The organism is Stenotrophomonas acidaminiphila (assembly GCA_002951995.1).
GTDB lineage: Bacteria > Pseudomonadota > Gammaproteobacteria > Xanthomonadales > Xanthomonadaceae > Stenotrophomonas > Stenotrophomonas acidaminiphila_A.
This window is the reverse complement of record CP019797.1, coordinates 1,613,446-1,634,193: the sequence shown is the minus strand read 5'-3', so window position 1 is coordinate 1,634,193 and position 20,748 is coordinate 1,613,446. Positions and strand designations below refer to the sequence as shown.

19 protein-coding genes and 2 pseudogenes are annotated in these 20,748 nt (G+C 68.8%); 9 read left to right on the top strand and 12 right to left on the bottom strand.

Features of this window, described 5'->3' with window-relative positions; genetic code table 11:
* Positions 1-152: 152 nt before the first annotated feature.
* The 8 genes and pseudogenes from B1L07_07285 to B1L07_07250 form a co-directional block, all read right to left on the bottom strand.
* On the bottom strand, positions 153-989 hold the full coding sequence (locus B1L07_07285) for a sugar ABC transporter permease (GenBank protein AUZ54927.1): 837 nt from the start codon (positions 987-989) through the stop codon (positions 153-155).
* Positions 986-1,867, bottom strand: a complete 882-nt coding sequence (locus B1L07_07280) for a sugar ABC transporter permease (GenBank protein AUZ54926.1) — start codon at positions 1,865-1,867, stop codon at positions 986-988. Before B1L07_07280 ends, B1L07_07285 begins: the two co-directional genes overlap by 4 nt.
* Positions 1,864-3,126 carry an ABC transporter substrate-binding protein gene (locus tag B1L07_07275; GenBank protein ID AUZ56502.1) on the bottom strand — a complete coding sequence of 421 codons (1,263 nt, stop codon included), beginning with the start codon at positions 3,124-3,126 and terminating at the stop codon, positions 1,864-1,866. Before B1L07_07275 ends, B1L07_07280 begins: the two co-directional genes overlap by 4 nt.
* A 21-nt stretch (positions 3,127-3,147) precedes the next feature.
* Positions 3,148-4,758 carry a hypothetical protein gene (locus B1L07_07270; GenBank protein ID AUZ56503.1) on the bottom strand — a complete coding sequence of 537 codons (1,611 nt, stop codon included), beginning with the start codon at positions 4,756-4,758 and terminating at the stop codon, positions 3,148-3,150.
* A 90-nt stretch (positions 4,759-4,848) separates the two neighbouring features.
* Positions 4,849-7,811, bottom strand: a pseudogene (locus tag B1L07_07265) (hypothetical protein).
* An 83-nt stretch (positions 7,812-7,894) separates the two neighbouring features.
* On the bottom strand, positions 7,895-8,923 hold the full coding sequence (locus B1L07_07260) for a LacI family transcriptional regulator (protein AUZ54925.1): 1,029 nt from the start codon (positions 8,921-8,923) through the stop codon (positions 7,895-7,897).
* 152 nt (positions 8,924-9,075) lie between these two features.
* Entirely contained in the window at positions 9,076-9,348 is a 273-nt protein-coding gene (locus B1L07_07255; GenBank protein AUZ54924.1) for a BolA family transcriptional regulator, read from the bottom strand.
* Positions 9,345-9,644, bottom strand: a complete 300-nt coding sequence (locus B1L07_07250) for a hypothetical protein (GenBank protein AUZ54923.1) — start codon at positions 9,642-9,644, stop codon at positions 9,345-9,347. The genes B1L07_07255 and B1L07_07250 overlap by 4 nt, the downstream gene beginning before the upstream one ends.
* Before the next feature lie 347 nt (positions 9,645-9,991).
* Between B1L07_07250 and B1L07_07245 the strand changes: the two genes are divergently transcribed.
* From B1L07_07245 to B1L07_07225, 5 genes and pseudogenes are all read left to right on the top strand, one after another.
* A complete protein-coding gene (locus tag B1L07_07245; GenBank protein AUZ54922.1) occupies positions 9,992-10,906 on the top strand; it encodes a segregation/condensation protein A in 915 nt (304 codons plus the stop codon).
* Between the two features lie 16 nt (positions 10,907-10,922).
* Positions 10,923-11,759 carry an SMC-Scp complex subunit ScpB gene (locus B1L07_07240; protein ID AUZ54921.1) on the top strand — a complete coding sequence of 279 codons (837 nt, stop codon included), beginning with the start codon at positions 10,923-10,925 and terminating at the stop codon, positions 11,757-11,759.
* Positions 11,756-13,340 (top strand): annotated as a pseudogene (locus B1L07_07235) (23S rRNA pseudouridylate synthase B). Before B1L07_07240 ends, B1L07_07235 begins: the two are co-directional and overlap by 4 nt.
* 174 nt (positions 13,341-13,514) lie before the next feature.
* A complete protein-coding gene (locus tag B1L07_07230; protein ID AUZ54920.1) occupies positions 13,515-13,856 on the top strand; it encodes a prevent-host-death protein in 342 nt (113 codons plus the stop codon).
* Positions 13,857-13,859: 3 nt separating this feature from the next.
* Entirely contained in the window at positions 13,860-14,498 is a 639-nt protein-coding gene (locus B1L07_07225) for a hypothetical protein (protein AUZ54919.1), read from the top strand.
* Positions 14,499-14,540: 42 nt separating this feature from the next.
* Here the strand turns inward: B1L07_07225 and B1L07_07220 are convergent, their stop codons facing one another.
* From B1L07_07220 to B1L07_07205, 4 genes are all read right to left on the bottom strand, one after another.
* On the bottom strand, positions 14,541-14,972 hold the full coding sequence (locus tag B1L07_07220; protein AUZ54918.1) for a hypothetical protein: 432 nt from the start codon (positions 14,970-14,972) through the stop codon (positions 14,541-14,543).
* A gap of 106 nt (positions 14,973-15,078) precedes the next feature.
* Entirely contained in the window at positions 15,079-15,876 is a 798-nt protein-coding gene (locus B1L07_07215) for an amidohydrolase (GenBank protein AUZ54917.1), read from the bottom strand.
* Entirely contained in the window at positions 15,869-16,060 is a 192-nt protein-coding gene (locus tag B1L07_07210) for a hypothetical protein (protein ID AUZ56501.1), read from the bottom strand. The genes B1L07_07215 and B1L07_07210 overlap by 8 nt, the downstream gene beginning before the upstream one ends.
* A 143-nt stretch (positions 16,061-16,203) precedes the next feature.
* Positions 16,204-17,352 carry an aminotransferase gene (locus B1L07_07205; GenBank protein ID AUZ54916.1) on the bottom strand — a complete coding sequence of 383 codons (1,149 nt, stop codon included), beginning with the start codon at positions 17,350-17,352 and terminating at the stop codon, positions 16,204-16,206.
* Between the two features lie 161 nt (positions 17,353-17,513).
* Here B1L07_07205 and B1L07_07200 point away from each other — a divergent pair, with 161 nt between their 5' ends.
* The 4 genes from B1L07_07200 (at position 17,514) to B1L07_07185 (ending at position 20,738) form a co-directional block, all read left to right on the top strand.
* On the top strand, positions 17,514-18,170 hold the full coding sequence (locus tag B1L07_07200) for a heme ABC transporter ATP-binding protein CcmA (protein ID AUZ54915.1): 657 nt from the start codon (positions 17,514-17,516) through the stop codon (positions 18,168-18,170).
* Positions 18,167-18,862 carry a heme exporter protein CcmB gene (locus B1L07_07195; protein ID AUZ54914.1) on the top strand — a complete coding sequence of 232 codons (696 nt, stop codon included), beginning with the start codon at positions 18,167-18,169 and terminating at the stop codon, positions 18,860-18,862. Before B1L07_07200 ends, B1L07_07195 begins: the two co-directional genes overlap by 4 nt.
* Positions 18,863-18,966: 104 nt before the next feature.
* Positions 18,967-19,581, top strand: coding sequence for a hypothetical protein (locus B1L07_07190; GenBank protein AUZ54913.1), 615 nt, complete (start codon positions 18,967-18,969; stop codon positions 19,579-19,581).
* 80 nt (positions 19,582-19,661) lie between these two features.
* Complete coding sequence (locus B1L07_07185; GenBank protein AUZ54912.1) at positions 19,662-20,738, top strand: cytochrome C; 1,077 nt, start codon at positions 19,662-19,664, stop codon at positions 20,736-20,738.
* Positions 20,739-20,748 lie beyond the last annotated feature (10 nt).

Genomic DNA, 20,748 nt, shown 5'->3' with positions numbered 1-20,748 from the left:
ATTTTCCCAGAACTGGAAGCGGGTGCAGACCCTGCTGCGGCGTCGGGCCGTCCGTCCCGGCGGGACGCCGCCGGTGCCGGAACGCCCCGCGCGGCCGGGGCACGGCCCGGCATCCGCCGACGCGCCGGACACGCCGTGGCAGGCGCGCCCGCTCACCCCTTCACGCTGCCCAGCAGCAGCCCCTGGATGTAGTAGCGCTGCAGCAGCAGGAACAGCGCCAGCACCGGCACCACGGTGACCACCGCGCCGGCCATCATCATTTCCACGTCCATGATGTGCTCGCGCGAAAGCGAGGCCAACGCCACCGGCAGGGTGTAGTGCTCCTGGTCGGTGAGCACGATCAACGGCCACATGAAGTCGTTCCATGCACCCATGAACGTGAAGATCGCCAGCGTCACCAGCACCGGCTTGAGCATGGGCAGCACGATCTGGAAGAAGATGCGGGCCTCGCTGGCGCCGTCGATGCGCGCCGCCTCCAGCAGCTCGTCGGGGATCGAGCGTGCGTACTGCCGCACCAGGAAGATGCCGAACACGCTGGCCAGCGCCGGCACCACCACCCCGCCCCAGGTATTGACCAGCCCCAGCTGCTTCATCAGCAGGAACAGCGGCAGCATCGCCACCTGCGCCGGGATCACCAGCGCCGCCAGCAGCGCCTGGAACACCCGCTCGCGGCCGGCAAAGCGCAGCTTGGCGAAGGCATAACCCGCCAGGGTGTTGAACAGCAGCGAGCCCACGGTGATGCCCGCCGACATGCCCAGGCTGTTGAGAAAGTTGCCGGCCATGCCGGTGCGCGCGAACAGCTGCCGGTAGTTGTCGATGGTGGCCTGCGCCGGCAGCAGCGGCGGCGGGAACTGCGAGGCCTGCCCGCTGGGCATGAACGACACCGACACCATCCACGCCAGCGGCGCCAGGCTGACGAAGGCCAGCAGCAGCAGGGCCGCATTGACCCACGCGCCCCAGGCACGCGATTGGCCGATTTCGCGACTCATACCAGCTCCCTGCGCCTGCCGTAGCGCAACATCAGCGTGGTCACGCCCAGGATGATCAGGAACAGCAGGAACGCCACCGCCGAAGCACGCCCCAGGTTCCACCACTTGAAGCCTTCCTCGAACATGTAATACAGCACGCTCACCGTGCTCTGCAGCGGATCGCCGCGGGTCATCACGTAGGGCTCGGCGAACAGCTGGAAATAGCCCGAGACGGTGATCACCCCGACCACCAGCAGCACCGGCCCGAGCATGGGCAGGGTGATGTGCAGGAACTGCTTCCAGCGCGAGGCGCCGTCGATCCGCGCGGCCTCGTACAGGTCGCGCGGGATGGCCTGCAGGCCGGCCAGGAAGATCACCATGTTGTAGCCGAAGTTCTTCCACACCGCGAACAGGATGATGGTCGGCATCGCCCAGTGCGGATCGCCGAGCCAGTCCACCGGGTTGACGCCGACCTGCCCCAGCGCCCAGTTCACCAACCCGTAGCGGGTGTGGAACAGGTAGCGCCAGATCACCGCCACCGCCACCAGGGTGGTCACCACCGGCGCGAACAGCGCGGTGCGGAACAGCGCCTTGAAGCGCGCCACCGGCGCATTGAGCAGCATCGCCACGCCCAGCGACAGGGCGATCGACAACGGCACGCCGAGCACCACGAAATACGCGGTGTTGCCCAGCGACTTCCAGAACATCGGCGTGCGCAGCAGGTCCAGGTAGTTGTGCAGGCCGACGAAGCGCAGGTTGTGCGGGTCGGCCAGCGCGTACAGGTCGAAATCGGTCAGGCTCAGCGCCAGCGCCGACAGCACCGGCAGCCCGAAGAACACGCCGATCACGATCAGCGCCGGCGCGGCGAACACCCAGCCGGCGAGCGTGCCCCGCTTCATCGCGCGGCCTCCTGCGTCGCCTGCTGCTGGATGATCCAGCGGCGCTTGGCGAGGATCTCGTCCACCCGCGCATCCAGCCGCCTGACCGCGGCGTCCTGGTCCAACCCGCCGCGTACCACCTGCTCGCTGACGATGCGCATTTCCTGGGCGATGCGCTCCCACTCCAGCACCTTGGGCGTGGGCCTGACCCGCTCCAGCTGCTGGCCGAACGCGGCCGCCAGCGGGTCCTCGTGCAGCGATGCCTGCCGCCACACGCTGCGCCGCGGCGGCAGGTCGCCGATGAGGGCGTGGAACCGCTGCTGCACCGCCGGTCGCGACAGGAACTCGATCAGTTTCCATGCGGCCTGCTTGTGCGGCGACGACTGCATCACCACCAGGCTGGTGCCACCGGCGATGCCGCCGCCCGGGCTGTGCGGACCCGGCAGCGGCGCGGTGCCCCACTCGCCCTCCAGCGAGGCCGGCTGGCGTTGCCGGAACTCGCGGATGTTCCAGGGCCCGGACAGGTAGAACACGGTGAAGCCGCGGAAGAACTCGTCCCACACATTGGAGATCTGGGTCTCGGACATCTTCGGCGCCCAGCCCTGCTCGAACATGTTGGCGTAGAAGCCCAGCGCGCGGCGGAACCCGGGACTGGCGAAATTGCCGCGGGTGTCGTGGTCGCGCAGCAGCGGATCGTCCTGCTGCAGCGCCAGCGACAGCTGCGGCTCGAACTCGTTGAGCGGCATCAGCACCGGGTAGCGGTCGGGCCCGAGCGCCTGCTTCAGCGCCTGGTTCATGCGCTCCCACTCGGCCCAGTCGCGCGGCGGGTGGTCATAGCCGGCCTTGCGCAGCAGGTCCTTGCGGTAGAACAGCAGCCGCGTATCCACGTACCAGGGGATGCCGACCAGCCGGCCCTCGACCACGTTGGTGTCCCAGATCCCCGGGAAATAGTCCGCCGGCACGACCTCGCGCGAAGCGTCCACGTAGGGCTGCAGCGGGGTCAGCGCACCGAGGGTGGCGAACTCGGGTATCCAGGTATTGCCGAGCTGGCAGATGTCCGGCAGGCCATCGGCGGCGTAGGCGGTCAGCAGCTTTTCGTGCGCCGCGGTCCAGGGGATGTTCTGCACCTCGACGCGGATGCCGGGGTTTTCGGCCTCGAACTCGCGGACCAGCTCGCCGACCACTTCGGCTTCGCGCCCCATCGCCCAGAAGCGCAGGGTGATGCCCTGCTGCGGCCGCGCGCAGGCGGCCAGCAGGACCAGGCACAACAGCACGGGCAGGCGCAGCGTCACCGGCCCGACCTATTGCGGCCGGGGTGCGGGCTTGCCCGCCGCCTTCTGTTCCTGCGCGGCTGCGGCGCGCGACTCGGCAATGCCCACCGCGCGCGCGGCGGCGGCCTTGTCGTCCTTCTGCAGCGGCTGCCACTCCTCCCCTTCCGGCAGCAGCCAGCCACCGGCAAAGCCGGCGCGCTCCAGGCCCTTGCGGATATAGGGGTTCTTCTTCATCACGTTCCAGACGAACTCGTCGCGGTAGTTGGCGATGCCCGCCAGGATCGGCCCCTGGTCGATGGCGATGTAATCACTGGCCACCCAGCCACGGTCCGGAATCAGGCGCCCGGTCTTGAGCGGGATGTCGTAGTCGAAACTGGGGTTGAACGAGTCCAGGAAGCCGTAGCTGGAGTACAGGTAGTCACCGTAGCGCCGGTGCATTTCCTGGGTGGCGGGAATCACCACCTCCGGCGCGAACGGCAGCGAGGAGATCGCCGCCGACGGCACGATGGTGCCGTCGTCGAAATTCTCGCGCAGGCCGGCGCCGCGCGCGGAGTAATGGCGGAACTGGCGCTGTTCGCCCTTGTATTCCTGGGTGGTGTTCTGCGGCCCGTCGCCGGCGGTCAGCCCCCACACGTTCTCGCCATAGTCCTTCCACTGCATCGGGTTGGCGATGGCGTACTCGCGCTGGGCCAGCGTGGCGCGGCGGCTGTTGAGGAAGTAGTCGATGCCGCGCTCGCGCATGTAGGCGTCCTGGATGTCGCGGAAGTCGATCCAGACGTGGCTGTACTGGTGGCCGAACAGCGGCCCGAACGACAGGTACTCCTGCCCCTGGAACACGCCCCAGTCGTTGTCGTAGGTGCGCGTCCACACGGTCCACGCATCGGGCTCGACCGGATGCGTCGGCGAGCCCAGCGCCAGCACGTAGAGCATCATCGCCTCGTTGTAGCCCATCCAGTCGTGCTGGATGAAACCGCTCTCGGGGAACCAGCCCATCGACACCAGCGGCTTGTTGCGCTGCAGCCACTGCCAGTCCACGCGGCGGTAGAGCGTATCGGCGATCCTGCGGATCTCCTTCTCGCGCGCGTCATCGCCATCGTAGTAGGACTGCGCGAACAGCACGCCCATCAACAGCAGCGCGGTATCCACGCTGGACAGCTCCACCCAGCTGTCGTAGCGGCGGCCGTCGTGCATGTCCAGGAAGTGGTAATAAAAGCCCTTGTAGCCGGCCTTGCCGGTGCGCTGCGGGCCGGTGGGCACGTCGCGCAGGAAGCGCAGCGTGGTCAGGGTGCGGTCCACCGCCTGGGTACGGCTGACCCAGCCCTTCTCGATGCCGATCGGATAGGCGGTCAGGGCGAAGCCGACCGAAGCGATGCTGGCGAACGGACGCGACGGATAGCGGTCCGGGGTGAGCCCGTTGCGCTCGTTGGTGGTGTCCCAGAAGAACTGGAAGGTGCGCCGTTCGATGTCGTCGAACAGCGGCGGAAGTTCGGGTTTCATCGGCCGCGGCGGCAGGTCCGCTTCGATCAGGATCACCTGGGGCACCACTTTCGGTGTCGGCTCGGGCGCCTTGCCGCACCCGGCCACCAGGCCCAGCGCGAGTCCGGCGGCGGTGCACAGCAACAGCTTGGTGGTACGCGGGATGCTCAAGACGCTTTCCGTTGGGGGAACCAGGGGGTGGGCCGTGGCCGGTGGCTGGCCCGGCCGCCATTGCCGGCGGCCGGGCACAGCGGCTTACCAGTCCAGACCGAAGGACAGCTTGAAGGTGCGGGTGGCGTACTGGTCCCAGCTGTTGATCACACCGGTGTTCCAGTTGATGCCGTACCCACCCCAGTTGGTCCAGTTGAACACGTTGATCACGTCGGCACGGACCTTGAGCTTCAGGTCGGTGCCGGTGTCCCAGGTCTTGGTCAGCGACATGTCGAACTGCTTGAAGCCATAGGTGCCGTCCGGCTCCCAGCTGCGGGGGCGCTCATAGCCGCTGGTGCCATCGATGTCCCAGCGCTTGACCTTGCTGGCCAGGGTCAGCTTGCCGGCCACGCTCATGCCCCAGGGCAGGTCGGTGAAGCCGCTGACCACCAGGCGGTGGCGCGGGGTCCAGGCGCCGTCGTACCAGCCGCCACCGGGGAAGTACCAGCCGTATACCGGATCTTTCTCGTGGATGTTCTGCTTGGCGTCGGTGAAGGTATAGGCGAAGTTGAGGTTCCACGGGCTCTCGGCCGTGTAAGGCTTGTCGGCACTGAGCAGCAACGCGTTGCTGCGTGACTGGAAACCGTTGGTGGCCAGGATCAGCCCGCCCAGCCCCGGCAGCCCGCCGCCGCTCCACGGACTACCCGATGCGTTGTAGTAGCTGCCATCGCCGCGGCGGTTGCCGCGCATGATCAGCAGGCCATCCTTGTAACGGATGTGCTGCAGGGTGGCCGAGGTATTCCAGTCATGGCCCATAACGGCGAACGTGTTGCGGATGCCCAGGCTGATCTGGTCCGAATACGGGGTCTTCAGGTCGTTGTCGAACATCCATACTTCGCGGCCGGCCTGGGACGAATTGGCCAGCGACATCAGGTACTCGCGATCGAGCAGCTGCGGGTTCCAGGCCAGGCAGTTGGATGCGGCCGGGTCGCAGGCATGGCCCGGCGAGTTGATCATGAACTCGCGGGTCGGGAACGTGGCCTTGGTCAGCTCCAGCTGCAGGTAATCGAACAGGTTGCGGTCGTAGGAGCGGCCGATGCCGCCGAACAGCACGTGGCGCTCGTCGCCGCTGAGGTCATACGAGAACCCGATGCGCGGCTGGATGGCGTTCTTGAACGCCTTGCGGTTGTTGCCGGTGCTGATGAAACGGTTGATGTCGATGCCGCCCAGCGCCAGCGTCTGCGCATAGGTCTGGCCCACCGCGGCGCCGGCCTGCGGATCCTGGGTATTGAGCGAGGCCAGCACGTCGGCGCTGGTCGCGTAGTCCAGGTAGGAGGGGGTTTTCTCATAGTCCCAGCGCAGGCCGAGGTTCAGGATCAGGCGATCGGTGACGTCCCAGTCATCCTGGATGTAGAGACCAAACTGCTTGTTCTTCGAGGTGACCGTACCGCCACTGGTGCCGATGGCCGGGCTGCCGAAGCGCACGAAGTACGGCACCATGCCGCCCTGATTGATGTCGTAGTAGAACTGCGGGTTGTACGGCTGCTGCTCGGTGGTCTCCAGATCCACCTGCTTGTACTTGATGCCGAATTTGACGGTATGGCCTTCCCAGCCGAAGAACGTGGTGTCGTTCTGCAACGACCAGCCCTTCTGCCCCTTGTTCTGCAGACCACCGTTACCGGCGCCGATGCGGAAGATCTGCCGGCCGTCGTTGGACGAGCCATCGGTGAGCACCATGCCGTTGCCGTAGTTGGCCGGCTCCATGCTCCAGAACGCCTTTTCGTAGGTCAGGTGGGCGTCGTTGAGCCAGTTGCTGTTGGAGAACTGCCAGTGCAGGTCGTAGCGGTCCTCGTTGACGCCGACGTCGGTGCCGTAGCTGCGCGCGCTCTGCCCGCCGACATTGCTGATGTCGCTTTCCTCGCGACGCTTGTAGCTCAGGTCAACCAGGTTCTCGTCGTTGATCGACCAGTCGAGTTTGCCGAAGTACAGGTCTTCCTTGAACGGCGTGCTGGCCGCGCCCAGCTGGTCGCGCCAGGCCTGCGGCAGGTCCGCGGCGGTGCGTCCCTCGCCCGGGGTCAGGTCCTGCGGGGCGTTGTATTCCTTGGCCTCGTAGGTGACGAAGAAGTGCGCCTTGTCCTTGACGATCGGGCCACCGAACGCCGCGCCATACTGCTTTTCGCCCGAACGGGTCTTGCCGGCGCCGTTCTTCTCGCTCTCCCGCGGCTCGCGCCAGTTCTGGTTGGTGTAATCCCAGAAGAACGAGCCGGAGAAATCGTTGGTGCCCGACCGGGTCGCCGCGGTCACCGCCGCCGAACTGATCTGGTCGTACTCGGCCTTGTAGTTGGAGGTGATGACCTTGTACTCGCCGATCGCCAGCTGCGGGAACGGGTTGCCGCGGCTGGAATCCTGGCCGGTCAGGCCGCCCTGGGTGACGTAGTTCTTCTGGCCGATGCCGTCGATGTAGACATTGACGTTGTTGGCGCTCTGCACGCCGCCGCGCAGCTTGGTGGAGCCGTTGGCCGGGTTCTGCTCGAAGCTCATGCCCGGCACGGTGTCGGCGAAGGCCAGGAAGTTGCGCGTGGTCTGGGGCAGGGCCTGGATCTGCTGGGGGTGATGTAGGTCGCGATCTCCGACGTCATCGTCTCCACCGGCGCCTGCGCCGTCACCTGCACCGCGTCCAGCGTGGTGGCGTTGCCGCCGGCCGTCTCGGCCACGCCGCCGACGCCGAGGTTGACGGTCGCCGTCTGTCCGACCTGCACGGTGATGTTCTGGCTGCTGGTCTTGCCGCCGGCGGCGACGTCCACCCGGTAGGTGCCCGGCGGCAGGCCGGCCAGCGAATAACTGCCGGTGGCGCTGCTCTGCACGCTGCGGCTCAGGCCGGTGGCCAGGTTGGTCGCGGTCACCTGCGCCTGCCCGGCCGGGGCCGAATCGGCCATCACCTGGCCACGGATGGTGGCACCGGTGCTCTGCGCGAACGCCGGCGCGGCGCCCAGCAGGAGGCAGCTGGCCAGCGCGCAGCTGAGCAGCCTGCGGGCGGGGTACGTGTTGCGGTTGGCGGAATGGTTCATGGGGCTCTCCGGGTGCGGCAGCGCGGCTGCCATTCGGTTCGTTTTGGTGACCTTGCCGGGGATTCCGGCACATGGGCGGTGGATCAGGGAAGCTCTCGTCGGGACGTCGAATCACGCACGATCAGGGTGGGTACGAGCGTCGTTCCAGCGCCCCCTTCCGACGCGTCGTCGCGCTCCATCAGGTGCAGCAGGTGCGATGTCGCCCGCCCCCCGAGGTCGGCGATGCTGACCTGCATCGTGGTCAAGGACGGGTGAACGAAACGTGCCAGCGGGATATCGTCGAACCCGGCCAGCGCGACCTGTTGCGGCACGCGGACGCCGGCCTGGCTGAAGGCGTACAGGCAACCCAGCGCCATCATGTCGTTCGCCGCGAACACCGCATCGGGCAGGTGCGCTTCGCGCAGCAGCGCCTTTCCGGCCGCGTACCCGGACGCCTCGTCGAAACCGCCGGCCAGCACGCGGCCTTCGGCGGGCGCGCCGGCCGCGGCCATCGCGTCCTGGAAGCCGCGCAGGCGCTCGCGGGCATCATGGTTGCCGTCGGGACCGGCGATGAAGGCGATGCGGCGGTGCCCGGCCTCCAGCAGATAGCGGGTCATGGCCAGGGCGCCGGCATGGTCGTCGATGCCGAAGGCCGGGTACTGGCCATCCGCCACCGGGGTGTTGATCAGGACGGTGGGCAGTGCCGGCGGCAGGTTGTCCATCAGGAAACCCGCGTCTGCCGCATAGGGCGACATGACCAGCAGGCCGTCGACGCGGCCGCGCATGGCCTGCAGCGCGACGCCCTGCTGTTCCTGGTCGCCGTGGTAGCTGGAGACCAGCAGGTGCCAGCGGTGCATGCGCGCGACCCCGTCGATGCCACGCATCAGTTCGGAAAAGAACTCGCCGTGCAGGTCGGGCAGCACCAGGCCGATGGTCTGCGTGCTGCGGCTGCTCAGGCTGCGCGCGGCGGCATGCGGGGCGTAGCGGAGCCGGCGGGCGACTTCCAGCACCTGCTTGCGCACCGGCTCGGCGACGTTCTCGTGACCGTTGAGGGCACGCGACACAGTGGCGACGGAGACCTTCGCCTCACGGGCAACATCCTTGATGGTGATCGCCGGCTTCGCCACCGCCATACCCTCCGCAGACAGGGGTCGCGGCGACTGTAAGCGTTTCCATGTCGATTTGTAAACAATTTGTTACAGGCGAGGCCGGCGCCGGGTACGCCCTGCCCTGTGCGGCCACGAGCGGAAGCGCGCAGGGCGCGCGGCCCGGTCCGCGGCCGGGATCAGGCGCCGGCCTCGGCCGGGGTCCGCGCCTGGATCGACAGCGCGTGGATATCGGTCTGCATCATGTCGCCAAGTGCCGCGTAAACCGCCCTATGGCGCGCCAGTGGCGCCTTTCCGGCGAATGCCGGGCTGACGATCAGCACATTGAAGTGACCGCGCCCGTCGCGCGCGCCGGCATGGCCGGCGTGGCGGTGGCTGTCGTCCTCCACTTCCAGCCGGCTGGGTGCGAAGGCGGCCTCCAGGGCGGCGCGGATCCGCTCGACCCGGGTCACGGCAACACCTTGCGGAACGGCCGCACGTCGACCCGCTGGTAGACACCGGCGGCCACGTAGGGGTCGGCGTCGGCCCAGGCGCGGGCCGCGTCCAGGTCGTCGAAGCTGGCGATCACCACGCTGCCGCTGAAACCGGCCGCGCCCGGGTCCTCGGCGTCGATCGCCGGACAGGGGCCGGCCAGCAGCAGCCGCCCCTGCGCCTGCAGTGCCTGCAGCCGCGCCAGGTGCGCCGCCCGCGCGGCCAGGCGCGCGCCCAGCACATCCTGCCCGTCGTAGCCTTCGATCACATACCACACGGCTCGCCGCTCCTTGTCCGCTGAATGATGGCCGGCAAGTCTAGCGCCTGGACGCTGGACACCGCCCGGCCGGGGCGATTACTCTTTACGCCATTGCACGCAGCCGGCCTGTAACGGCCCGGAGCGGCGGCAGGCAAGGCCACCGCCGTCCGACCGATCCGCGATTCCTTCCCGGACTGTGTAGACGACCTCCTCGCGATGACGTTGCCGCATGACAGCGCGGCATGTCGCGTTGTTGATGTGCACGCACGCCGGACAGGCGCGCATGGCTTTCAATCCAGAAGGCAGGACCCTGTCCCGGGCGGGAACCCGGAACGTAAAGGCTCGCAACACCCGATGTCGCCCTGATGACTTCAGAACTCGCGCACGCCGCGAACCCGCCAGCGCCGCCCACCATTCCGCAGCAGCAGGAAATGCCGCTGGCGGTGGTGCATGGGCAGCCGGTCCTGCAGATCCCGCAGGACCTGTACATCCCGCCGGATGCGCTGGAAGTCATCCTCGACGCCTTCGAGGGCCCGCTGGACCTGCTGCTGTACCTGATCCGCCGGCAGAACCTGGACATCCTGGACATCCCGGTCGCCGAGATCACCCGGCAGTACGTCGAGTACATCAACGTCATGCAGGAGCTGCGCTTCGAGCTGGCGGCCGAGTACCTGGTGATGGCCGCGATGCTGGCCGAGATCAAGTCGCGCATGCTGCTGCCGCGCCCGCCCAGCGACGAAGGCGAGGAAGCCGACCCGCGCGCCGAGCTGGTGCGCCGGCTGCAGGAGTACGAACGCTTCAAGCAGGCCGCCGAGGACATCGACGCCCTGCCCCGGCAGGACCGCGACACCACCCCGGCGCATGCCTTCGTGCCGGACCGGACCACGGTCAAGGTACCGCCGCCGGTGGACCTGAAGGAAATGCTGCTGGCGCTGCACGACGTGCTCAAGCGCGCCGAGCTGTTCAGCGGCCACGCGATCAAGCGCGAGGCACTGAGCGTGCGCCAGCGCATGGGCGATGTGCTGGAACAGCTCGAGGACGGCAGGTTCTACCGCTTCGAGACGCTGTTCACCGCCGAGGAAGGCAAGCTCGGCGTGCTGGTCACCTTCCTGGCGCTGCTGGAACTGGCCAAGGAACAGCTGCTGGACATCGTCCAGGAAGCGCCGCTGGCGCCGATCTACGTGAAATCGCTGGCCGCCGGCAACACCAACGCGCCGCTGCAGTTCTCCAGCGAATTCGACGATGGCGACTTCAACGACGCCGACTCCCCCAACGCCTGAGCCCGATTCCCGCCCCATGGATCAACCGCTGATCAACCGCATCGTCGAAGGCGCGCTGCTGGCCTCCAGCCAGCCGCTGACCCTGGCGCAGCTGCAGGAGCTGTTCCCCGAGGATCAGCCGGCGCCGCCGGGCAGCGTCGAACGCGCGCTGGAGCTGCTGCGCGAAGACTGCCAGGGGCGCGGGGTGGAGCTGGTCGAGGTCGCCTCCGGCTTCCGTTACCAGATCACCCGCGAGGTGCACGGCTGGGTCTCGCGGCTGTGGACCGAACGCAAGACCCGCTACACCCGCGCCACCCTGGAGACCCTGGCCCTGATCGCCTACCGCCAGCCGATCACCCGCGGCGAGATCGAGCAGGTGCGTGGCGTGGCGGTGAGCAGCAACATCATCCAGGGGCTGGAAGAGCGCGAATGGATCCGCGTGGTCGGCCACCGCGACGTGCCCGGCAAGCCGGCGCTGTTCGGCACCACCCGCGCGTTCCTGGACTACTTCGGCCTCAAGCGCCTGGACGAACTGCCGCCGCTGTCCGAACTGCGCGACATCGGCGAGCTGGAGCCGCAGCTGCCGCTGGGCGACGACGGCCAGCTGGCCGCGCCGCTCGCCGCCACGGCCAGCCCCGCAGCGGACGACGCTGCCGGGCGCGGCGACACCGACACCGCGGCAGCCCCTGACGACCGGGATGCCGCACCCGACACCGCCCCCACGGGCGAACCCGACGCCGCGCCGGGAGAGCGCGCGGCGGAAGTGGAAGACACCGGAAACAACGCCGTCGCGACGACGACCGTGGCTGTTGACGAAGCCGATCCCGAACCTGAGGCCGACGAAGAAAACGCCGGCCGGAGCCAAACAGAATGAGTGACACCCCCGCAAGCCGTCGTTGAACAAGCTCTCGCTCAAGCGCGAAGCCGCTGTCGAGCAGCCCCGGCTGGAAGAACGCCTGCACAAGGTCCTGGCCCAGGCCGGCCTCGGCTCGCGCCGCGCGCTGGAACAGCGCATCGCCGACGGCCTGGTCAAGGTCAACGGCGAGACCGCGCAGACCGGCATGTCGGTCAAGAGCGGCGACAAGATCGACCTCGACGGCCGCAGCTTCGTCGCCAGCGCGCTGACCGACCCGTCGCGCGTGCTGGTCTACAACAAGCCCGAAGGCGAAGTGACCACCCGCGAGGACCCCGAAGGCCGCCCGACCGTGTTCGAGTCGCTGCCGCCGCTCAAGGGCGCGCGCTGGATCGCCATCGGCCGCCTGGACATCAACACCACCGGCCTGCTGCTGCTCACCACCGACGGCGAACTGGCCAACGCCATGATGCACCCGTCGTTCGAGGTCGAGCGCGAGTACGTGGTGCGCGTGCGTGCCCCGGAAGGCCAGGAAAAGGTGCCGGACAACGTCGTCGACCGCCTCGCCCGCGGCGTCGCGCTGGAAGACGGCCCGGCCAAGTTCGACGAGATCGAACGCATCGGCGGCACCGACTCGCACGACTGGTTCCGGGTGGTGGTCAAGGAAGGCCGCAACCGCGAGGTGCGCCGCCTGTGGGAATCGCAGGGCTGCCAGGTCAGCCGCCTCAAGCGCACCCGCTACGGCAAGGTCGAACTGCCGCGCGAACTGCTGCGCGGGCAGTCGGTGGAACTGCCCCAGGCCCAGGTCGAGGCGCTGCGCGCCGAACTGAAGCTGGAAGAAGGCGCGCCCTCGGCGCTGACCCTGCAGCCGGTGATCGGCCAGCGCAAGGCGGCCAAGACCACCGTGCGCGTGCGCGAAGGCGGCCGCGGCAATGCCTACGTCAACGGCCACAACACCGCCGACGAAGGCCGCGAACTGCGCCGCTTCGACACCCTGCGCGAAGACCGCGGCCGTGGCCGCGGCGGCAAGGGCGGCGGCTTCAAGGGCGGCCTGACCGTCAGCGGCGAAGCGGCGGCCAAGCAGTCGCAGAAGCCGTTCAAGCAGCGCAAGCCCAAGGGCGACCGCAGCCTGCCGGAAGGCAATCCCGCCGCGTTCCGCACCTGGTACGTGCCCGAAGGCGTGAGCACCGGGCCCAGCGGCCACCGCAACGCCGGTCCGTCCGGCAGCCGCGGTCCCGGCCGTGGCCCGGCCGGCGACGGCCAGGGCCGCCCGTACGGCAAGCCGCGCCCGGGTGCCGGCGGCGCCGCACGCAGCGGCAGTGGCCAGGGGCGTCCGCAGGGCGGCGGCCAGGGCGCCGGCCAGAGCCAGGGCCAGCGCAAGCATCCCTACGGCCATCCGGGCAATGCCCCGAGCTTCCCGTCCGACCACGCCACCCGGGCTTCAGCCCGTACGGCGTGCGTCCGGCCGGCAACCGTCCTTCCGGCGCACCGCGCGGCGGCAACCGTCCCGGCGGCAGTGGCCGTCCGGCGGGCCGCCCGGGCGGCGGCCGCCCCGGTGGTGGTCGTCCCGGCGGCGGCGGTCGCGGGCCGCGCGGTGGCTGAGGCGCAGGCCGGCCGTCACGGCCCGCCGCCTGCCCGTGCATGACATGAACGCCCGGCCCAGCGCCGGGCGTTCTGCTTTACGGTTCCCCGCTCCGCCCTGAACCGGCCATGCGAAATTTACCCAAAATGGGAAATTTGGGATATTTTCAGCTTATCCCTTCGCTGGACAGCCCCATGGATCTGATCCTGAACCTGCCCGATCTGGAAAAGACGCCCGCCAGCGACGTCAAGGCCAAAGGCTGGCCCGAACTGATGCGCAAGGTGCTCAGGAACGGCGCGGTGGTCGTCACCAATCACAATCATCCACAGGCGGTGGTGGTCTCAGCCGAGGAGTACCAGCGCCTGGTTGACCAGGCCAACGGCCGTTCCGCCGCGGCGCAGCGCGCACAGTCGCTGCAGGCCCTCCAGGCCGAGTTCGACGCCCACCTGGCGACGCTGCAGGCGGGCAGCCTGGCAAACGCCCTGGCCCGCCCCGCCCGCCGCGGACGCACGATCGTCCTGGGCAAGTCGTCGTAAGCGATGGCGAAGATCCTGGTGCTTGCCGGCGTCAATGGCGCAGGCAAGAGTTCGCTGCTGGGGGCGATGCTGGCAGAGGATGGCGCGGTCTGGTTCAACCCGGACGCATTTACCCGCCGGCTGGTCGAATGCGGCTGGCCGCAGGATGAGGCCAATGCGACCGCCTGGCAGGAAGGCGTACGCCGGCTGCGCGCAGCCATGGCCAACGACGTCGATTACGCCTTTGAGACCACGCTGGGCGCGAACACCATCCCTGCCCTGTTGCGCGAAGCCTGTGCGCGGCAGCACGAGGTCAGCCTCTGGTTCTGCGGGCTGGAAAGCATCGAACTGCACCTGCAGCGCGTCGCCGGACGCGTCGCCAACGGCGGCCACGACATACCCGAAGGCAAGATCCGCCAGCGCTTCGACAGTTCGCGGTTGAACCTGATCGCGCTGTTGCCGCACCTCACCGCCTTGCATCTCTACGACAACAGCCGGGCGGCCGACGCCGATGGCAGGGTCGAGCCGCTGCTGGTACTGGAAGTGGAACGCGGACGGATTCTCTGCCCCACGACGCGGAAGGAATTCACCCAGGTACCCGGATGGGCCAAGCCCATCGTGTGGGCAGCGCTGAAGGCGTTCCCGGTGACCACGCAGAACTGAACCCGATGCCCGGCGGGCGACCGGGCATCGGGCAGCGGAAACTCAGCGCCGTTCGATCACGAACTTGCCGAAACCCACGCCCAGGTCCCAGCCACGACCGGTTCCGGCCAGGGCCAGCGAGATGTCGCCCTTGGTCACCACCTGGGCGTTGCTGGAACGGGATGCGCCGGCATGGACCTCGGCCCCGCCGTAGGTGCCGATCAGGTCGTTGACGCTGTAGGCACCGGTGAACCTGCCGCGGCCATCGCTGACCGTGGACTTGCCGACCGTCAGGCCGCCCCCCTTGGCGCTGATCTTCACCGGGATGCTGGCGCCGTTGTCGCAGGTGATGGTGCCGGTGCCGGTGGCGGTCTTGTAGAAGATCGACCAGCCGGACAGGTTGAAACGCAGTTCGCAGTCGATGTTGCCGGCCGCGTGGGCGGACGGTGCGACAACCGCAGCCGCCAGCAGCAGGGCTCCCGCCAGGATCTTCATGGTTCGCTCTCCACTCGCAAGGGGACGCGGCGAGCCTAGCAGCGCGCCCGCGTCCGCAGACAGGTAACGGCCGCGCCATCCGGCCGGCGTTCAGCGTCGCCCCGGGTCAGCCCAGGGTGAAGGCATCGGCGTCCAGCATCGCCGGGAACCGCTCGCGGTGCTCGGCCAGTGCCTGCGCCGAGACCACGGTGGTCACCACCTGCTCGCGCTCGCGGATTTCCACCTGCGGCTGGCCGAGGAAGTCGATCACCGCACTGTCGCCGGCGTAATGCAGGCCGTTGCCGTCCACGCCCACGCGGTTGACCACGGCCACGTAGCACAGGTTCTCGATCGCCCGCGCGCGCGCCAGCGTGCGCCAGGCATGGGCGCGCGCCGACGGCCAGTTGGCGACGAAGATCTGCAGGTCGAAATCCATCTGCCCGGGGCGCTCGACGTCGAAGCGATTGCGGCAGAACACCGGGAAACGCAGGTCGTAGCAGATCTGCGGATTGATCCGCCAGCCCTTCAGCTCCACGCACAGGCGCTCGCGCCCGGCCGCATAGCGCTTGTGCTCGCCGGCATAGCGGAACAGGTGGCGCTTGTCGTAGTGCCACAGCCCGCCATCGGGCGTGGCCCACAGCAGGCGGTTGAAGACCCCGCCGTCGACGCGCAACTGCACGCTGCCGGTGACCGCCGCGCCCAGCGCGCGCGCCTGTTCGCGGATCCAGGCCACGGTCGGGCCGTCCATGTCCTCGGCCTTGTCGATGGCGTCGTTGGAGAAGCCGCTGGTGAAGGTCTCCGGCAGGATCACCAGGTCGGTGGTGCCGGCCAGCGGCGTCAGCAGCGCGGCGTAATGCGCGCGATTGCCCGCCGGGTCGTGCCAGCGGGTGTCGCCCTGCACGAGGGAAATGCGGAGGTCATTCATCGGTATCACCGTCATAAGGCACGAAACAGATGTCGTAGCCGAAAGGATTTTCGCGCGGCGGTTGGCCCGGCGGCGTCTCGTGGATTTCAACCCGCCCCGCCATCTCGAAGCCGATCCTGCCGCTGGTGAAACGGCGCATGTCCGCGGCGGCGTCGGCATCCGTTGCCCACCCCTTCATCGCCATCACCGCCGGCCCAGGACGGCATTCAAAGCCGTCCCCAAGCGCCCCGGCAACGCCATCGGCGATGAGCGCGTAGTGCTGGAATGGCGTGGCGGCGCGCCCGTAGCGCAACGTCAGTTTCCAGTCGTTGCCGGGCGTTTCGTCCGTCACAGTTTCACCAGGCGCTCGATCGCCGCATCCAGCGTGGCGTCGTTCTTGGCGAAGCACAGCCGCACCAGGCGCTGCCCAGCCGGCGCGGTTTCGTAGAACGGCGACAGCGGGATGGCGGTGACGCCCTTGTCGATGGTCAGCCACTTCACGAACTCGTGGTCCGGCAGGTCGCTGATGGCCGAATAATCCACCAGCTGGAAGTAACCGCCCGGCACCGGCAGCGGCTGCAGCCGCGTGGTCAGCAGCTGTTCGCGGAAGCGGTCGCGCTTGGCCTGGTAGAACGCGCCCAGTTCCAGGTGGTGCTCCGGTTCGTCGCGGATCATCGCCGCAAAGCCGTACTGCGCCGGGCCGTAGGTAGTGAAGGTGTTGTACTGGTGCACCTTGCGGAACTCGGCGCTCAACGCCGGCGGGGCGATGGCGTAGCCGATCTTCCAGCCGGTGCAGTGGTAGGTCTTGCCGAAGCTGGAGATCACGAACGCGCGCTCGCGCAGCTCCGGGTAGCGCAGCGCCGATTCGTGGCGGGCGCCGTCATAGACGATGTGCTCGTAGACCTCGTCGGAGATCAGGTAGATGCCGGTGCCGCGCAGCACGTCGGCCAGCGCCTGCATGTCGGCGGCCGAGAGCATCGCGCCGGACGGGTTGTGCGGCGTGTTGACCATCAGCATCCGCGTCCTGGGGGTGATCGCCGCGCGCACCTTGTCCCAGTCCACGGCGAAGGTGCGCGGGTCCAGCGCCACATGCACCGCGCGCGCGCCGGCCAGGTCGATGGCCGGCTCGTAGCAGTCGTAGGCCGGGTCGAGCACGATGACCTCGTCGCCGGCGCGCACCACCGCATGGATGGCATTGAAAATCGCCTCGGTGCCGCCGGAGGTCACCGTGATCTCGGTATCCGGATCGACCTGCGCGCCGTAGCAGTCCAATGCCTTCTGCGCGATGGCCTGGCGCAGCGGCGCCACGCCGGTCATCGGCGCGTACTGGTTCAGGCCCTCGCGCATGGCACGGGCGGTCTCGTCGATCAGCCGCTGCGGCGCCGGGAAGTCCGGGAAGCCCTGGCCCAGGTTGACCGCGCCGTGCTCGGCGGCCAGCTGCGACATCACGGTGAAGATGGTGGTGCCCACCTTGGGCAGCTTGGTCTGCGGTTGCATCGATGCGTCGGCGTCGGGGAAGGGAAACGACGAGTTTACGCAATGCCGGCGGCGACGACCGCCCTCGCCCGCGCTGCGGCACCGGCGGCAATGCCTATAATGTCGCGCCCGATGCGCCAGCCTGGCTGCGCTCCCACCCAAGGACGGAAGCGCCCGATCCGATGACCGCGACCCTGAACACCCCGCCGCTGCTCGACGCGCGCGGACTGCGCTTCACCCGCAACGACGACCCGGTGTTCGGGCCCCTGGACCTGCACGTGGATGCCGGCGAGGCGCTGCTGGTACAGGGCGGCAACGGCGCCGGCAAGACCACCCTGCTGCGCGTGCTCGCCGGGCTGCTGCGCGCCGACGACGGCACGATCCAGATCGACGGCCGCACCGCCGGCGCCGGCGACCGCTCGCGCTACATCGCCTACCTGGGCCACCTGCCCGCGCTCAAGCAGGACCTGGGCACGCTGGAGAACCTGCACGTGCTGTGCGGCCTGCAGGGCCGCCGGGTGCGGCAGATGCCCGGCAACGCCCTGGCCATCGTCGGCCTGGCCGGCTACGAGGACACCCTGGTGCGGCAGCTGTCGGCCGGCCAGAAGAAGCGCCTGTCGCTGGCCCGGCTGTGGCTGTCGCCGGCACCGGTATGGCTGCTGGACGAGCCCTACGCCAATCTCGACCTGGACGGCATCAACCTGGTCAACCGCATGATTTCCGCGCACCTGCGCAGCGGCGGCGCCGCACTGGTCACCACCCACGGCGCCTATGCCGCGCCACCGGTGCGCAACCGCACGCTCACCCTCGGCCCTGCCGCGGTGGAGGCCGCCGCATGAGCCTGCCCGGACCGCAGCCCACCCTGCTCGACGCCGCCCGGGCGCTGCTCGCCCGCGACCTGAAACTGCTGTGGCGGCGTCGCGGCGACGCCGCGCAGCCGATTCTGTTCGCGCTACTGGTGGTGGCGCTGTTCGCCCTGGCCCTGGGCGGCAATCCGGAGTTGCTGCAGCGGGTGGCCGCGGCCGTGCTGTGGCTGTCGGTGCTGCTGGCCGGGCTGCTGTCGCTGGACACCCTGTTCCGTGGCGATGCCGAGGACGGATCGCTGGAACAGTGGCTGCTGTCGCCGGTGCCGTTGCCATGGCTGGTCGCGGTGCGGGTGTTCTCGCACTGGCTGACCACCGCCTTCCCGCTGGTGCTGGTCAGTCCGCTGCTGGCCGAACTGATGCAGCTGCCGCGCGCGCAGCTGCCGGTACTGGTGGCCTCACTGGCGCTGGGCACGCCCCTGCTGAGCCTGCTCGGCGCGGTGGTCGCCGCGCTCACCGTGGGCATGCGCCGCTCCGGCATCCTGCTGGCGCTGCTGGTGCTGCCGCTGTACGTTCCGGTACTGGTGTTCGGCGCCGGCGCGGTGGCGGCGGCGGCACAGGGCTTCGATGCCAGCGGCGCACTGCTGCTGCTCGGTGCGGGCCTGGTGGTGAGCCTGCTGCTGGCGCCGCTGACCGCCGCGGCCGCGATCCGCATCGCCAGCTCCTGAGCAGCGCAGGCGCTATCCTTGGCGCCGGGCTCCATCCGCACCCCCGCATGCGCCAGCCACCGCACCCGCCCCCGGAAAAACCCACGCTTCCGCCACGCCCGGCGGTGGAACTGCAACGTCGCGGCGAACGGCGCGTGGAGCGGTTTCTGGACGTCGCCATCGAAGTATTCAACGAGAAGGGCTACCAGGACGCGCGCCTGGCGGACATCGTCAAGCGCGCCGGCGGTTCGCTGTCCACGTTGTACCGCGCCTTCGGCGACAAGGAAGGCCTGGTCCACGCGCTGATGGAGCGCAGCATCCGTGACTTCGGCAAGGAGGTGGAGGACCTGCTGGATTCGCCGTTGCCACCCGGGCAGGCGCTGGAGGAAGCGGCCTGCCACATGGTCGAGGAGATCCTCAGTCCCGCGCGCATCGCCTGCCACCGCATCATCACCGCCGAAGGCATCAGCCAACCGGCCCTGCGCGACTGGTTCCGCGCCCATGGCATCCAGCCGATGGAACGGCTGTTGAGCCAGTATTTCGCCCGCGAAGCGCGCGCCGGCCGCCTGCGCATCGAGGACCCGGACATGGCCGCCGACCACTTCTACATGCTGGTCTTCGGCGGGCTGATCATCCAGTCCGTCAGCGGCTGGGTCGACGCCACCCATCTGCCGCGGATCCAGGCCCGTACCCGCTCAGCGGTACGGTTGTTCCTGCAGGGCGCCCTCCCCCGTTCCTGAACGCCGACTTGCTGCGTTGCAGCTTGACCTGAACGCCCGCTTTCTCAAAATCGCACCGTAATCGCAATTACGCTGTTGCCATCCCCCTTGGCAGGGGCAACAAGGAGAAGAACGTGCGGTTCTATCTCGCATCCGTATTGCTGCTTGCCGCCGCGTTGCTGGTGTCCGCGGCGTGGCTGGCCCCGGTCCAGGCCGGCGCCCCGGCACAGGCGGTCAAGCTCCCCGAGACCCGCTTCGCCTCCTCCGTTTCCGGGCATGGCTTCAACGCCCCGCCCGGCTTCGCCGACGCGGTGCCCGCGCGCAACACGGCGCACCCCGAGGCCAAGCCGGTCGGCGAACAGGTCTGCACGGCCTGCCATGCCAAGGAGAGCGACAACTTCGCGCACACCGCGCATGCGCTGGGCATGCAGGTGGCGCTGGCCGCCAATCCGGCCACCGCCACCTGCGAGGCCTGCCATGGCCCCGGCTCGGTGCATGCGGCCAACCCGACCGCCAAGGGCGCGATCATCGCCTTCACCCACGAGGGCGGCACGCCCGTGGCCAACCAGACCGAAAGCTGCCTGGGCTGCCATTCCGGCGGCCCGCGCGACACATGGCTGGGCTCGATCCACCAGCGCAACGAGCTGTCGTGCAGCGACTGCCACAATCCCATGCAGAAATTCTCCGCCGAAGGCCTGACCGCCAAGCAGTCGGTGAGCGAGACCTGCGCCACCTGCCACAAGGACATCCGCCAGCAGTTCAACCGCCGCTCGCACATGCCGCTGCCGGAAGGCCAGATCAGCTGCGTGGACTGCCACAATCCGCACGGCACGCTCAACGCCACCCTGCTCAAGACCGACACGGTCAACGAGACCTGCTACCAGTGCCACGCCGAAAAACGCGGGCCGTTCCTGTTCGAACACGCGCCGGTGCGCGAGAGCTGCCTCAACTGCCACCAGGTGCATGGTTCCAACCAGCACGCCCTGCTGGTCGCTCCGATCCCGATGCTGTGCCAGCAGTGCCATTCGCACACCCGCCACCCCAATGACCTGCAGACGGAGTTGTCGCTCGGCAATGGCGTGACACCGGACGAACGCCTGATGGGCCGCGGCTGCATCACCTGCCACGCGCAGGTCCACGGCTCCAATCACCCCTCCGGCCCACGCCTGCACAAGTAACGGGAGGACG